Here is a 14,107-nt window from a genome sequence, read left to right on the forward strand (position 1 = left end):
CAGAATTGGTGGTTTTATGAAGATTGTATAACGTTATGGTTATTGTTTGATAATTTTTTCCGTAGTAGAAGTTCCATCAGTAAATTCTACCTTCATCAGATAGATTCCTTTTGGAAGACTTGAAATATCTGTATTTCCTGATTCTACTCTACTAAGGGTTTTTCCTGACATGTCAACCACTGAAGTTGCTTTTATTTTTTTGTCAGTTTTAATATTGACTTCTCCTTTTGTAGGGTTAGGGTAGATAGATGTATTTGTTTTTGATTTTGAAGCTTCGGATGTACCAAGAGATCCATTCGCTACAATTTGTACATCATCTATTGAAACGGCATCAGCATTATCTGCTACATATTGGAATCTTATTTTGACATTTGCCTGCCCTACATAAGCTGCTAGATCTCTTTGTACGGTCACTGTATTGTATAGATCGGTATCTACGTCTCCATCTCCATCATCAATGAAGCCTGGTTCGTTGTCTTCATTCCATATTGTTGTCCAGGTTGTTCCTCCGTTAGTTGAAATTTGTGCAAGAAGGTTACCTTCATTTAAGCTTATCATATATGACCAGCCTAATTTTACTTTGAAGCTTAGTACTGGATTCGTTACGCCAACTAAACTAAAAGACGGGCTTATCAAGCTAGCGTCGTTTGCTCCGTCCACCCAGTCAATGGTTGCAGAATTGCTTCCGTTAATGGTAAATCTATTTCTTAATTCAGTAGAAATAGGAGTGATGCCGGCAAAAACAATACTGGTAGAGTTCCACTCTCTTTGAGAATTGGTATTTGATTTCGTCCAACCAGTTGGAGGAAATGTTGTACCATCAAAATTTTGTGAAAGTACCGTCTGTGCATTACTGTAAAAGCACGATACTACTGCTAAAGAAAATATAATTTTTTTCATATTAATAAATTTTTCTAAAATTAGTGAAAATATTTAATATGATGTCAATAATTTAATATTTGATGCTTTTTTGTGGTATATTTGTTAAGAACTACACGAAAGTGTAGAACATCCGGCAGTATCGTCATATCCTGATGGTCTTTTATTGGAAAATTCCGAAAATATTTCTTTATAGGGATTTTCTAATGCTTCAGTGAGTTTATTTAGCATTTCCGTTTGCCCATTGTTGATCTCCTCAATACATTCGTAAAGTAAATAATTTCTGAGGATGAACTTTGGGTTTGACTTTGCCATCATTTCTAAAGACTCTTCTCTTGAAATGGAGTTTGAATTCAATCGGGATTCATATTTCCCAACAAAATCCTTAAGCTTTCCAAGCTTTTCATCCGTTAAAAAAGAGTAGGATATACTACTGAAGTGTTCTTTTAAGTCAATACCAGTGGCTAACTTTTCCAATTGATTAAAAAATAAAGTGTAATCGAATTCCAGTTCCTGCATTAATCCTTGCCAGTTGGTAAAAAATTCTTCGTCATCTTTTTTCAGCTTATCAAATCCGAATTTTTGGCATAGCATTTTATCATGGGCTTCCCAGAAATAAGTACCATAGCTGTTTAATGTATTTTCTAAAAATTTTTCATCCTTGATTAACGGGTGAAGGGCATTGGCTAGTTGCCAAAGGTTCCATTGAGAGATTTGCCCCTGTTTTCCAAAAGCATATCTTCTTCCCGGAAGATCTGTAGTATTGGGAGTGAAATTTAAATCGTATTCATCCATCATGGAATAAGGCCCATAATCAATTGTTAATCCCAAAATTGACATATTATCAGTATTCATTACCCCGTGTACAAAACCAATCCTAAACCATTCAACCATAAGATCAGCGGTACGAGTACAAATACTTTCAAAGAAGTCTTTATATTTCTGAGTGTCGGATGATGTAATTTCAGGATAATAATTTTCAATAGTGAAGTCTAATAACTCCTGTAAGGTTTTATATTCCTGCTGGGCAGACATCAGTTCAAAGTGACCAAACCGAAGGAAGCTTTCAGCGGTTCTGATGACTACTGCACCTTTTTCCAATTGTGGATTTCCATTATACATGATATCACGAACGACATCTTCGCCTGTGAAAGCCAGGCTTAAAGCTCTGGTTGTAGGAACGCCTAAATGATACATTGCCTCACTCATCAAATATTCTCTTACGGAGGATCTGAGCACAGCTCTTCCATCCGCGTGTCTGGAATAAGGGGTTGCTCCAGCACCTTTCCATTGAATTTCTGTTCTTTTTCCTGAGCTGTTAGTAATTTCTCCTGCAATGATGGCCCTTCCATCTCCAAGCTGGCCAGCCCAGTTTCCAAACTGATGCCCTGCATAGGCTGTGGCATAGGTCTGAACACTATCAGGTAGATGATTTCCTACTAAAAAATCAAGGTCTTTCTCTTCGAACACACCTAATCCTATTTCTTCTGATAAAGTTTCATTAAAGGCTATTAACTGGGGGTTGTCAAAACCCGCAGGATTGATGGTTGAGAATAAAACCTTAGGAGTATTTCTCTGCATAGGATTGTTAGAAAAATCTCCCGGAAATTTCTTGAGAAAAGGTTGGCTGATGCGTTCGATATTCATCCTTCAAAGATATTAATTATAAAAGAAAAGACCTTTCAAATTATTGAAAGGTCTTATGTATTTCTAAAAGAGAAATTATTTATTAAAATCTACCTCATCATTCGAATGAAGGTTTTCGTTAATATTTTCCTCTTTCTTTTCTGTAGTTTTCTTAGGAGTTGGATCTGCCGGTCTTGGATTCTTGATTTCGTCAATGGTCTGAAGACTTCCGTCATCTCCATATCCGCCACCTAATCCTTTAAGATTTGAACAGCCGTCTTTCCAGTCTGAAGGTTTGATAAACTTATCATCAGGACTCACTCCTAATGTTTTATCTGCCCATACCTTTTTCATGAAGATGGCCCATATTGGTAACGCCATTCTCGCACCCTGACCTTCACCAGTTCCGAAGAAGTGAGTGGCTCTGTCTTCCCATCCTACCCAGGCTCCTGTTGCCAGTTTTGGAGTGATCCCCATGAACCAACCATCTGAGTTGTTCTGTGTAGTACCTGTTTTAGCAGCAATTTCAACCCCTTTTGAGATTCCTCTTCTTCCTAATTCTCCTGATGCGGTACCATATTGTGCAACACCTTTCATCAATTCAATCATGGTATAGGCGTACATTGGATTCATTACTTCCTTAGGTTCTACATTTACTTCTTTAATAACCCTACCGTTGGCATCTTCAATTCTCCAAATCATTTCCGGTTTATTGTGATTTCCATAGTTGGCAAAAGTGCTATAGGCTCCTAACATCTCATAGATGGTAATGTCTGATGAACCTAGTGCTATGGTGTTATTTCTTGGAATATCTTCTGTTACCCCCAGATCTCTTGCGGTCTGGATAACAGCGTCTACACCCGTCATTTCAATAAGTCTTGCGGCAATAGGGTTTTGAGAGTGTGCTAAACCATCTTTTAAAGTAAGCATTCCTCCTCTTCCCGGAACGTGCCATCCATTGTGATCATAAGTTGCGTTAGAAACAGTTGAACAAGGAGTCATTCCAAGTTTCATAATTGCAGTTGCATATACGAAAGGCTTGAAGGTGGATCCTACCTGTCTCTTACCTTGCTTAATGTGGTCATACTGGAAGTGCTGCCAGTCAATACCTCCTACCCAGGCTTTGATTTCTCCCGTTCCCGGAACCATAGACATAAGCCCAGCCTGTGCAATTTGTTTGTGATATCTGATAGAGTCCCAAGGTGACATTTCAACCTCTTCCTCTCCGTTCCATGTGAATCGTGAAGTTTTGATAGGTTTCTTGAATTCCATCATAATAGAATCTTCAGGCATACCATCAGCTTTCAACAGTTTATATCTTCCGGTTCTTTTCATAGCCTGAAGCATTACGGAGTTGATTTGTTTATCTGTAAGATAGTAAAAAGGTCTGTTTTTTCTTCCTCTCTGCTCTGCATCAAATCTTTTCTGAAGGTCGGTTAAATGTTCTTTAATTGCCTCTTCTGCATATTTTTGCATTTTAGAGTCAAGGGTAACATATATTTTTAGACCATCTTTGTAAAGGTTGAGCTTCTTTCCTGTTTCTTTTTCGTGAGTTTCAAGATATTTGTCAATCTCTTTTCTCAGATAGAATTTATAGTAGGCAGAATATCCGTCAGTAATACTTTTAATAGGATGGAAGTCTACTTCTACAGGAGTGCTAATTGCCTTTTCATAAGTAGCAGCATCAATATATCCCGTTTTTTGCATCTGATCCAAAACAACATTTCTTCTCTCTTTTGCTTTTTCAGGATATCTGTATGGGTTGTTTTTTCTTGGATTTTCAAGCATGGCAACAAAAGTTGCGGCTTCCGGAAGCGTAAGTTCAGAGGTTTTTTTGTTAAAATAAACTCTGGATGCCATTTCAACACCGTTTGCATTGAATAAGAAGTCAAACTTATTGAAATAAAGTGTGATAATTTCTTCTTTGGTATATCTTTTTTCAAGACTCACAGCCACTACCCATTCTTTCAGTTTCTGGAATGCTCTTTCAAATTTATTCTGAGATGCGGTTCCTGTGAAAAGAAGTTTTGCTAGCTGCTGGGTGATGGTAGAACCACCACCACGTCCACCACCGTAAGCCACAGCTCTGGCGATAGAGTATAAATCGATTCCTGAATGTTCTTTAAAACGTTCATCCTCTTTCGCCTGAAGGGCATAGATAAGGTAAGGCGGAAGATCCTTATATACAATAGGCTGAGTCTTCTCTTTCTCAAACTTACCCAGTGTGACCCCATCTGAAGATATGATTTCAGAAGCGACGAAGATATCCGGGTTTTCAAGTTCCTTTACATCCGGCATCTCTCCAAGGAATCCTTGGGAAACCGCAAAGAAAAGCCCTGAAACCCCTAAAACTACCACAATGAGTCCAATCCAAATAAATGAGACCCATTTTTTCCAAGAGGTGTTCTTTTTTTTAGGAGGTAGAGGAAATGTTTTCCCCTTATTTCCTGCATTTTTATTGTTTACTTCCATTTATGGTTACGGTTTAGCCGTTTCTATTTTTATTCCAATATCCTCAATTCCAGGAAGGTTGTCGTTTCTCATTGCCTGGGATAGGCCGATTTCGTATTTTCCTTTCGCTGGAAATTTGTAATTCACTTTATACTGAAACAAGGTTTCCTTTGTGTCTCCAAAGCCTGTACCAAGCCATTCGCCGTTTGGTTTTGCCAAAACATAATTTAGGGTATCGGTCTCCTTTTTCTTGTTCTGCAGGTTGGTAAAATTCACAATAAATCTTATATTACTGTAAGGATAATTGCTGTTATTTCTTACGACAAATATAATATTTTTAGGATTCTGCGGATCTGAAATTTCAAGATTAAATTTTTGCTCACTTTTCTTATTCCATTTGTTATCAATGGAATTCATAATAATATTTTCTCCCGAAGAAGAAGTACAGCTAAAGAAAAGGATAAAGGTGAATAATCCTAAAATTTTACGCATTTTTATCTTTTTTTGGAGGATATTTCTTTTTAAATTTTTTCTTGTTTGGATTGCCTTGTTGAGCTTTATCTGCATCAGGATTGGCTTCAGCTTTTACATTTTCCTTTTCCACTGGTGCTTTTTGTTGCTGTTGTGGCTTGGGTTGTTTCGGCTGGTTTCCTGCATTTACATTAGGATTTTCAGATTTCTCAGGTCTATTAGGTCTTTCAGATCTTTCTGTCCTGCTTTTCTTTTGTCCCTGAGCTTGTGCTTGCCCCTGATTTTGATTGCCGTTTTGCTTATTCTGATTGTTCCTGTTTCTGTTACCTCTGTTTTTCTTTTCAAAACGGTCCACACTGTTTTCCTGAATCAGGTCAATGGTTTGGATGGTAGTTTCAGGTTGCTTCAAGTCTTCTAAAGGAAGTGTTTTTTCACCTCTTTTGTTTTTTGAAATCAGTTTTTTAACAAGGTCAATGTCAAAATCATACCACGCCATGGAATGATCTACATAAGCAAACCACATTTTCTTTTTGAAAACGTCTATTTTAATACAAAATGCTCTTCCTTTTTCTGTATCCAGCATGGTAGATGAAGAAGGGAAGTTACTTAATGCATCTAAATAACTGTCAAGCTCGTAGTTAAGACAGCATTTAAGCTTGCCGCACTGTCCTGCAAGTTTTTGAGGGTTGATACTTAACTGTTGATATCTTGCTACGTTCGTATTTACAGATCTGAAGTCTGTTAGCCATGTTGAACAACAAAGTTCCCGTCCGCAAGATCCTATTCCTCCTACTTTAGCCGCTTCCTGTCTGAACCCGATTTGTTTCATATCAATCTTGGTTCTGAAAGCTCCAGCGTAATCTTTAATCAGCTGTCTGAAGTCAATACGGTTATCAGCTGTATAATAGAACGTTATTTTTGAAGAGTCTCCCTGATATTCAACATCAGTTACTTTCATTTCAAGACCTAATCTTTGAGCAATTTTTCTAGCTTCAAGCTTTACTCCTTCCTCTTTCTTTCTCGCTTCCTGCCATACCTCAAGGTCTTTTTGGTTGGCCTGTCTGTATATTTTAAGTGCGGATTCTTCAGAAAACTTTTTCTTTTTCATCTGAATCTTTACTAATTCTCCCGTAAGGCTTACTACGCCTACATCGTGTCCCGGACTAGATTCTACTGTAATTACGCTACCAATATGTAAAGGAATATTATTTACATTTTTATAAAACGATTTTCTGTCATTTTTAAATCTAACTTCTACAAAATCACACCTGTTTGGTGCCGGATTGTTGATGTTAGAAAGCCAGTCAAAAACACTTAATTTATAACTATTCCCGCAGGTATTTACATTTTCACAGCCATTTGCGGTTTTTTTAGGACCACAAGAATGTGCAGAATCGCCGGATGTTTTGCATCCACAACTCATATTTCTATTATTTATAATCTTGCAAATTTATGTATTTTTATCTTTATGCAATTCTAAAATACTCAAATAACCTGAATTCCGGGTAAAACATTTTTATATTTTGATATGGATACAATTTGTGAGTGGTGAAGAAACCGAGTTTAAGAGGTTTTGTGAGCTCTTAAAAATGAATTTTAAAATTTAGATTTGTTGAAAAAAGTTCTATTAGAAAATTTTAACATTTTTTCAGATTTATTTTAATCTTGGCTTATATGATGGATAAAGTCTCCTTTTGTTAAACATTTGTTTAATATTAAACGATTGTAATAAGGTCTTTTATTTGTTTTTATAATTGTTTGTTAATTATTGTTTTGCGTCTTATTATGTCTAGAATGCTATTTTAAACATAGTTTTCTTTTTGTATATTGTTTAAAATGTTGGGAAATATTAACAGGTGTATTCAAAATAATTTTATATTTGGGTTATATAATAATAGTCTATGAAAAAAATATTAGTATCAACTGCTTTATTGGCGGGCGTTTTATCTTATGCGGGAGGCTTCAGAGTTTCTTTGCAGGGGGTAAAGCAATTGGCAATGGCGCATACTAGTGCTCATGCTGAAGATGCAAGTGTGACATTCTTCAACCCGGCAGGTATGTCATTTATTCCTTCCAAGCTGAGTGTAGTGGCTGGAGGATTTGGTGCAAGTAATAAAGTTACTTTTCAGAACTTAAATACTTTACAAAGTACAGAAACGGATAACCCTCTGGGAACGCCAATTTATGCAGCGATTACTTATAAACCAATAGAAAAACTATCTGTAGGGTTCAGTTTCTCCACACCTTTCGGAAGTACGGTTCAATGGCCGGATACTTGGGAAGGTAAGGAAATGGTGCAGAGATTGGAACTGAAGAGTTATTATTTTCAGCCAATGGTTTCTGTAAAGTTAGCCCCTTGGTTGGCTTTTGGAGCAAGCTATATCTATGCAAGAGGAAAGGTAGATTGGGATAAGGCCGTAACACAGTTTAACGGACAGGTGAATATCAATGACGACAAAGCAAGTGGCCACGGATATGGGTTTGGTTTCTATTTCAGACCTGATCCGAAATTAGATGTGAGTATTGCTTACCGTTCAGCAATCGATATGAAAGCTAAAAACGGAACTGCTACATTCAAATTCCCGTCTCAGACTCCTTATTCCTTGCTAAAATTAAATGCTGCAGGCCAAGATGCATTTACAGCAACGCTTCCGTTGGTTGAAGAGTATACTATTGGTTTAACTTATAAAGTTACTCCAAAATGGTTAGTCTCTGCGGATTTTAACTATCACGGCTGGGAAAGATATAGTAAGTTAGTCTTAGATTTTGCGAATGCACCTATTGGAAATCAGGCAGATCCTACTGTTCTTGTGAGCCCTAAGAATTTTAGAAATTCCAAGACCTTTAGATTGGGAACTCAATATGCATTCTCTAATATGATTTACGGACGTTTAGGAGCATATTATGATGAATCTCCTTATACGAATGAAAACTTTATACCGGAAACACCTTCATTTAATACTTATGTAATTACAGGTGGGGTAGGGTTTAAACTGAAGCAGTTTGGGGTTGATATTGCAGGAGGATATGCAATGCCTCAATATAGAAATGTAAACAATGCTAATCTTGGATTCTACGGACAAGCGAAAGCAAAAGCGTTCTATTTTGGTCTAGGCTTATCTTATAATCCTTTTTAACTTAAAAGACTATGAAAAAAATTATAATATCGACAGTAGCAGTTTCTGCGCTTCTTTTTACTGTAACAAGCTGTAAAACTGATTTTGATACCGATGTAAAAGATATACAAGTATCAAAGGGAAGTGCTGATTTCTCAAAGTATGTTGCTTTAGGAAATTCACTGACTTCCGGATATAGAGATGGTGCTCTTTATATAGATGGGCAGAATGAATCTTATCCATCTATGATTGCTCAGCAAATGAAACTTGTAGGTGGAGGAGAATTTAAGCAGCCTTTAATGGGAGATAATAATGGCGGGTTGCTTCTTGCTGTTGCTCCGGGTGTTACCCCTCAGATTCAAGATACAAAGCTTTATATAAAAAGTTTTGTTGATGGAGCTCCTGATATAGGAAATGTCAACGATAATAAAGCTACGAACTTGGTTAATACGGTTCTTAAGGGCCCTTTTAATAATATGGGAGTTCCAGGGGCAAAGGTAGCTCATTTGCTTGCTCCGAAATATGGAGATATTGCAGGAATAGCAACCAAAACTGCAAACCCTTACTTTGTGAGATTTGCTTCATCGCCTAATGCATCTGTAATTGATGATTTTGCTAGCCAAAGTCCTACATTCTTTTCATTATGGATAGGAAATAATGATGCTTTGTTATATGCCTTGGCAGGTGCGGATAGTTCTGTTGAGACTTTGACACCTCCTGCACAGTTTAAGCAATATTATGACTTGTTGATTTCTAAAATTGAAGCAACAAAAGCAAAAGGAGTTATTGCTAATATCCCAAATGTAACTTCTATTCCTTCTTTGACAACAATACCAACAAATCCTTTGACGGCTGCCGTTTTAGGAAAAGGAAATGTTGCTGCTGGAGAAGCTGCAATCGATGATTTAAATAAAAACGTATACGGTCCATTAAGCCAGATTTTAACTGCATTAGGAGCTGGAGACAGAATTAAACCTCTTTCTAAAACAGCTGCAAATCCACTATTGATTAAGGACGAAAGTATTGCCAATTTAGGAGTGCAGATCACAGCTGCGGCTGCGGCTTCTGGAAATCCAACTTTAGTGATGCTTGCTCCTTATCTTGGAGCTACTTATGGACAGGCAAGACAAGCAAAATCAGGAGATCTTGTTCCTTTAACAACGAAGGCAGCAATCGGTACATCTGAAACACTTCCTGCGGGAATTCCTGCGTCGCTTGGAGCTAGAGGAGTTGCTTATCCGTTTGCGGACAAATATATTCTGATTCCATCTGAGATTAAGGAGATCAATGATGCTATTGATGCTTATAACGTAACCATTAAGGCTGCAGCCACTGCAAAAGGTTATGCTTTTGTAGATGCAAATGCTAAACTTAAGCAATTAGCTGCAGATTCTGGTATTTCTTGGGATGGAGTAAAATATACAGCTAAATTTGTATCCGGAGGTGCATTCTCATTGGATGGAGTGCATTTAACGGGTAGAGGATATGGTGTTATTGCCAATGAATTTATTACGGCAATTAACGCAACTTATAACTCATCGTTACCCCTTGTAAACCCTAATAATTACTCAGGAGTTACACTACCATAATTATTGATTAAATAAAAACTTAAAAACCACAGGAGTAAATCTTGTGGTTTTTTTTTAAATTTGCAAAATCTTTTAAAAAGTAAAAATGGCCGATCAGTTAAGTTATCTATTTTGTACAAGAACCAGCAGGGACTTGGCAGAGAAAATTGCCCAGAGTTATGGGAAAGAATTAGGAAAAATCAACTTTCAGGAGTTCAGTGACGGGGAATTTGAACCAGTTTTGGATGAATCTGTAAGAGGAGGAAGGGTTTTCCTAATCGGATCTACATTCCCGCCTGCAGACAATCTTTTAGAACTTCTTCTAATGATTGATGCAGCGAAAAGAGCTTCTGCAAAGAGCATTACCGTCGTAATTCCTTACTTCGGGCTTGCTAGACAGGACAGAAAAGACAAACCAAGAGCGCCGATCGGTGCTAAGTTAGTTGCTAACCTTCTTACAGCAGCGGGAGCAACAAGAGTAATGACAATGGATCTTCATGCAGATCAGATTCAAGGGTTCTTCGAAATTCCGGTAGATCACCTTTATGCTTCTTCCATCTTCGTTGATTACATCAAATCTTTACACCTTGACAATCTTACGATTGCTTCTCCGGATATGGGTGGTGCAAAAAGAGCAAAAAACTATGCAGGTCACTTAGGGGCAGAAGTAGTAATTGCTTATAAGGAAAGAAAGAAAGCAAACGTTGTGGAAGAGATGTTCCTAATTGGAGATGTTACCGGTAAGAATGTAATTCTTATTGATGATATGATTGATACTGCAGGAACACTTTGTAAAGCGGCGGATATTTTGATTGAGAAAGGTGCAAAAACGGTAAGAGCTATGGCTACTCACGGAGTACTTTCAGGAAAGGCTTACGAGAATATTGAGAACTCAAAACTTTTGGAAGTTATTGTAACTGACTCAATTCCTGTCAAAAATAATTTGTCATCTAAAATAAAAGTGCTATCTTGCGCCCCATTATTTGCGGACGTTATGACCATGGTTCATGAGCACAAATCAATTAGCAGTAAGTTTGTTATTTAATTGATTTTAAGTAGTTTGCGAATTAAATAAGAACAATTTTTTAAATTTTTTATAAATGAAATCTATTACAATTCAAGGTACAAAAAGAGAAAGCGTGGGCAAAAAGTCTACAAAAGCTTTACGTGATGCTGAATTAGTTCCTTGTGTTGTTTATGGAGGTGAGACCCCTTTAAACTTCTCTGCTGAAGAGAGAGCTTTCAAAGGTTTAGTATACACTCCTGAAGCACACACGGTATCTATTGAAGTTGACGGAAAAACAATTCCAGCAGTTCTTCAAGATATTCAGTTCCACCCAATTACTGACAAAATTCTTCACATTGACTTCTATCAATTATCTGACGATAAGCCAGTTGTTATGGAAGTTCCGGTAAGAATTACAGGACGTTCAAAAGGTGTTGTAGCTGGTGGTGTTTTACGTCAGTCTTTCAGAAAGCTAAAAGTAAAAGCTATTCCTGCTAATTTACCTGACGAAATCGTTGTAGATGTTACTCCATTAAAAATCGGTAACAAACTTTACATCGGTGGTATCAAAACTGAAGGATATTCTTTCGTACACCCAGACAATGCAGTAGTAGTTGCTGTTAAGATGTCTAGAAATGCAATGAAAGGTGGTGCAGCAGCAATGGATGATGAGGATGAAGAAGAAGCAGAAGAAGTTGCTACTCAATCTCCTGATGTTCCAACAACAGAAGAAAAATCTGCAGAATAAGAATTGCTTATTTAAACCATATAAGACCCGTCATTTTTTGACGGGTTTTTTATTTTGGGTAAAAGAGTAAAATTGCAATTTTACTCTTTGTCTTTTTCTCTTATCTCTTATCGGTTTTCTTAGCGATCTCCCATTGAATATTTCTATCAACTGACAAGTATCACTTCTTCATCCCATACTTTCTTTCGAAAAAAAAGCCGTAAATTTGAAGTGTTCTAAATAAGAACGCTTTAATTTAAAAAATAAATAAATGTTTGACATTCAGGAAATAAGAAGCCAGTTTTCTATATTAGACAGAGAAGTGAATGGTAAGCCGCTGGTTTATCTGGATAATGCTGCTACATCTCAAAAGCCAAATTCGGTTTTAGAAGTCTGTCACGCATATTATACAGAACTTAATGCGAATGTTCACAGAGGAATTCATACATTAAGTCAACTTGCAACAGAAGAAATGGAACTTTCAAGAAGAAAGATCCAAAAGTTCATTAATGCAGAACATGATTTTGAAGTTATTTTCACCAAAGGAACAACAGAAGGATTGAACCTTATCTCTTATATTTTAACTCAAAAACTTAAAAAAGACGATGAGATTATTATTTCCTATCTGGAACATCACTCCAATATTGTTCCATGGCAATTGCTTTGTGAAAGAACCGGAGCGAAACTTCGAGTGATTCCTATTGACGAAAATGGAATTCTTCAGTTAGATTATTTTGATGAATTTTTAAGTGAAAAAACGAAAGTGGTTTCTGTGAATCAGGTTTCTAATGCATTGGGAATTGTAAATCCTATTGAAGAAATTATTGCAAAAACAAGAAAGAATACGGATGCTTATGTTGTTATTGATGGGGCACAGTCTGCTCCTCACTTCAATATTGATGTTCAGAAGATGGATTGTGATTTCTTTGTTTTCTCAGGACATAAAATGTATGCTCCGATGGGAACAGGGATCTTATATGGTAAACGAGAGATACTGGAAGCTTTACCACCATTCCATGGAGGTGGAGAGATGATTGCAACATGTTCTTTTGATGGGACAACCTATGCAGGACTTCCATTTAAATATGAAGCAGGAACACCAAACGTTGGAGGGAATATTGCATTAGGTGCAGCGGTTGATTTTATGAATGGAGTGGGGCGCGAGAATATTCAGAACCATGAAAATGCTTTGTTGGAATATGCTCAAAGACATCTTTTAGAAATTGAAGGGCTGAAAGTATATGGTGAAAAAGCAAAGAGGGTAGGAGTTGTTTCCTTTAATCTGGAAGGAGTAGGGATTTCCTCCGATGTAGGGATGATCCTTGACAAAATGGGTATTGCTGTAAGAACAGGACATCACTGTACGCAGCCTATTATGGAATTCTTTAATATTGCCGGAACAGTAAGAGCCAGTTTTGCTGTTTATAATACTTTTGAAGAGATTGATCTTTTGGTAGAAGGAGTGAAAAAAGCACAACGAATGTTGTCTTAATAAAATTAACCTCTGATTGTTCAGAGGTTTTTTTATATTTTATTTCCAGAATTCCCACCATTTTTTATCCTGGGAATCATGATTTTGAACGTTTTCAGGAGTATCATTATCTCCATAAGTTAATGAGTATTCTTTTACATTCATTAATTTTTTGATTCTCTTAGCATGTGGGCTGTGATTTAATATTTCATCAGTCAGCATGCAGAAAAGGACTTTTTGATTTTGAGAAAAGCGTTGATAGTTTCTTTCGATAAAATTCAGAATCTTTAGCTGATGTTCGCCATGTTCTTTTGCTATTTTGATGTAGATAACCAAAGCTTGCTCCTTTTTACCACCATCCTGATCAAATAGGGCATTTTCAATATATTGAAAATTTTCTTTTTTGCTTTTTCCATACATTTGAGGGATTGTGATGTCTGAAAAAAATTCGCTGTATTCCTTTGAATGAGCGGCATAAATTCTTTCGTACAGTAAGATATCAGTGATCTCATCTATATTATCGCATTCCAAAGTAATTTCTTTAAGCTTCTTAAATGATTCAATAAAAAGGCCTATATCGCTATTTTTCTTGTATTCAATGACTTGATCTACACATAAAGAAATTTTGTCATATAATTCAACATTGATTTTCTGTTTTTTCTCTTCACGGGTTTGATTCACAAAGTTCATGAAATCCTCAAATCCGGGATTTTTTTCGTTTTCCATAGGTTATTTTTTTTTTGATATAAAAACCTCATAAGTTTGAAACTTATGAGGCTTATTATTTAGAAT

At 36.6% G+C, this 14,107-nt stretch carries 11 protein-coding genes; 5 read left to right on the forward strand and 6 right to left on the reverse strand.

The features are described from left to right. Nucleotides 1-39: 39 nt before the first annotated feature. The 5 genes from EL260_RS01715 to EL260_RS01735 all read right to left on the reverse strand — a co-directional run bounded on the left by EL260_RS01715 (nucleotide 40) and on the right by EL260_RS01735 (nucleotide 6,850). Nucleotides 40-900, reverse strand: coding sequence for a T9SS type A sorting domain-containing protein (locus EL260_RS01715; RefSeq protein ID WP_123858569.1), 861 nt, complete (start codon nucleotides 898-900; stop codon nucleotides 40-42). 84 nt (nucleotides 901-984) lie between these two features. After that, nucleotides 985-2,526, reverse strand: a complete 1,542-nt coding sequence (locus EL260_RS01720; RefSeq protein WP_123858570.1) for a protein adenylyltransferase SelO — start codon at nucleotides 2,524-2,526, stop codon at nucleotides 985-987. Between the two features lie 75 nt (nucleotides 2,527-2,601). Beyond that, nucleotides 2,602-4,977 carry a transglycosylase domain-containing protein gene (locus EL260_RS01725; RefSeq protein WP_123858571.1) on the reverse strand — a complete coding sequence of 792 codons (2,376 nt, stop codon included), beginning with the start codon at nucleotides 4,975-4,977 and terminating at the stop codon, nucleotides 2,602-2,604. Nucleotides 4,978-4,983: 6 nt separating this feature from the next. Next, entirely contained in the window at nucleotides 4,984-5,448 is a 465-nt protein-coding gene (locus EL260_RS01730; RefSeq protein ID WP_123858572.1) for a gliding motility lipoprotein GldH, read from the reverse strand. After that, nucleotides 5,441-6,850, reverse strand: a complete 1,410-nt coding sequence (locus tag EL260_RS01735; RefSeq protein ID WP_123858573.1) for a PSP1 domain-containing protein — start codon at nucleotides 6,848-6,850, stop codon at nucleotides 5,441-5,443. The genes EL260_RS01730 and EL260_RS01735 overlap by 8 nt, the downstream gene beginning before the upstream one ends. Nucleotides 6,851-7,328: 478 nt before the next feature. Here EL260_RS01735 and EL260_RS01740 point away from each other — a divergent pair, with 478 nt between their 5' ends. The 5 genes from EL260_RS01740 to EL260_RS01760 all read left to right on the forward strand — a co-directional run bounded on the left by EL260_RS01740 (nucleotide 7,329) and on the right by EL260_RS01760 (nucleotide 13,336). Next, nucleotides 7,329-8,564, forward strand: a complete 1,236-nt coding sequence (locus EL260_RS01740) for an OmpP1/FadL family transporter (RefSeq protein ID WP_123858574.1) — start codon at nucleotides 7,329-7,331, stop codon at nucleotides 8,562-8,564. Between the two features lie 11 nt (nucleotides 8,565-8,575). Then, a complete protein-coding gene (locus EL260_RS01745) occupies nucleotides 8,576-10,132 on the forward strand; it encodes an SGNH/GDSL hydrolase family protein (protein WP_123858575.1) in 1,557 nt (518 codons plus the stop codon). 85 nt (nucleotides 10,133-10,217) lie between these two features. Next, nucleotides 10,218-11,156 carry a ribose-phosphate pyrophosphokinase gene (locus EL260_RS01750; RefSeq protein ID WP_045491761.1) on the forward strand — a complete coding sequence of 313 codons (939 nt, stop codon included), beginning with the start codon at nucleotides 10,218-10,220 and terminating at the stop codon, nucleotides 11,154-11,156. A 55-nt stretch (nucleotides 11,157-11,211) separates the two neighbouring features. Beyond that, nucleotides 11,212-11,865 carry a 50S ribosomal protein L25/general stress protein Ctc gene (locus EL260_RS01755; RefSeq protein ID WP_123858576.1) on the forward strand — a complete coding sequence of 218 codons (654 nt, stop codon included), beginning with the start codon at nucleotides 11,212-11,214 and terminating at the stop codon, nucleotides 11,863-11,865. 250 nt (nucleotides 11,866-12,115) lie between these two features. Further along, nucleotides 12,116-13,336: a cysteine desulfurase gene (locus EL260_RS01760; protein WP_123858577.1), complete on the forward strand. Its 1,221-nt coding sequence runs from the start codon at nucleotides 12,116-12,118 to the stop codon at nucleotides 13,334-13,336. A 39-nt stretch (nucleotides 13,337-13,375) separates the two neighbouring features. Here EL260_RS01760 and EL260_RS01765 read toward each other — a convergent pair whose 3' ends face one another. Then, the gene (locus EL260_RS01765) at nucleotides 13,376-14,041 is read right to left on the reverse strand and encodes a hypothetical protein (RefSeq protein WP_123858578.1); all 666 of its coding nucleotides are present in this window, start codon (nucleotides 14,039-14,041) and stop codon (nucleotides 13,376-13,378) included. Between the last annotated feature and the right edge of the window lie 66 nt (nucleotides 14,042-14,107).

It is taken from the genome of Chryseobacterium nakagawai (assembly GCF_900637665.1).
Lineage (GTDB): Bacteria > Bacteroidota > Bacteroidia > Flavobacteriales > Weeksellaceae > Chryseobacterium > Chryseobacterium nakagawai.

What these genes read in the sequence shown, in the direction of transcription:
- EL260_RS01730 (WP_123858572.1), bottom strand. Translation starts at nt 5,448, where the DNA reads ATGCGTAAAATTTTAGGATTATTCACCTTTATCCTTTTCTTTAGCTGT.
- EL260_RS01735 (WP_123858573.1), bottom strand. Translation starts at nt 6,850, where the DNA reads ATGAGTTGTGGATGCAAAACATCCGGCGATTCTGCACATTCTTGTGGT.
- EL260_RS01755 (WP_123858576.1), top strand. Translation starts at nt 11,212, where the DNA reads ATGAAATCTATTACAATTCAAGGTACAAAAAGAGAAAGCGTGGGCAAA.
- EL260_RS01765 (WP_123858578.1), bottom strand. Translation starts at nt 14,041, where the DNA reads ATGGAAAACGAAAAAAATCCCGGATTTGAGGATTTCATGAACTTTGTG.
- EL260_RS01750 (WP_045491761.1), top strand. Translation starts at nt 10,218, where the DNA reads ATGGCCGATCAGTTAAGTTATCTATTTTGTACAAGAACCAGCAGGGAC.
- EL260_RS01715 (WP_123858569.1), bottom strand. Translation starts at nt 900, where the DNA reads ATGAAAAAAATTATATTTTCTTTAGCAGTAGTATCGTGCTTTTACAGT.
- EL260_RS01725 (WP_123858571.1), bottom strand. Translation starts at nt 4,977, where the DNA reads ATGGAAGTAAACAATAAAAATGCAGGAAATAAGGGGAAAACATTTCCT.
- EL260_RS01760 (WP_123858577.1), top strand. Translation starts at nt 12,116, where the DNA reads ATGTTTGACATTCAGGAAATAAGAAGCCAGTTTTCTATATTAGACAGA.
- EL260_RS01745 (WP_123858575.1), top strand. Translation starts at nt 8,576, where the DNA reads ATGAAAAAAATTATAATATCGACAGTAGCAGTTTCTGCGCTTCTTTTT.
- EL260_RS01720 (WP_123858570.1), bottom strand. Translation starts at nt 2,526, where the DNA reads ATGAATATCGAACGCATCAGCCAACCTTTTCTCAAGAAATTTCCGGGA.
- EL260_RS01740 (WP_123858574.1), top strand. Translation starts at nt 7,329, where the DNA reads ATGAAAAAAATATTAGTATCAACTGCTTTATTGGCGGGCGTTTTATCT.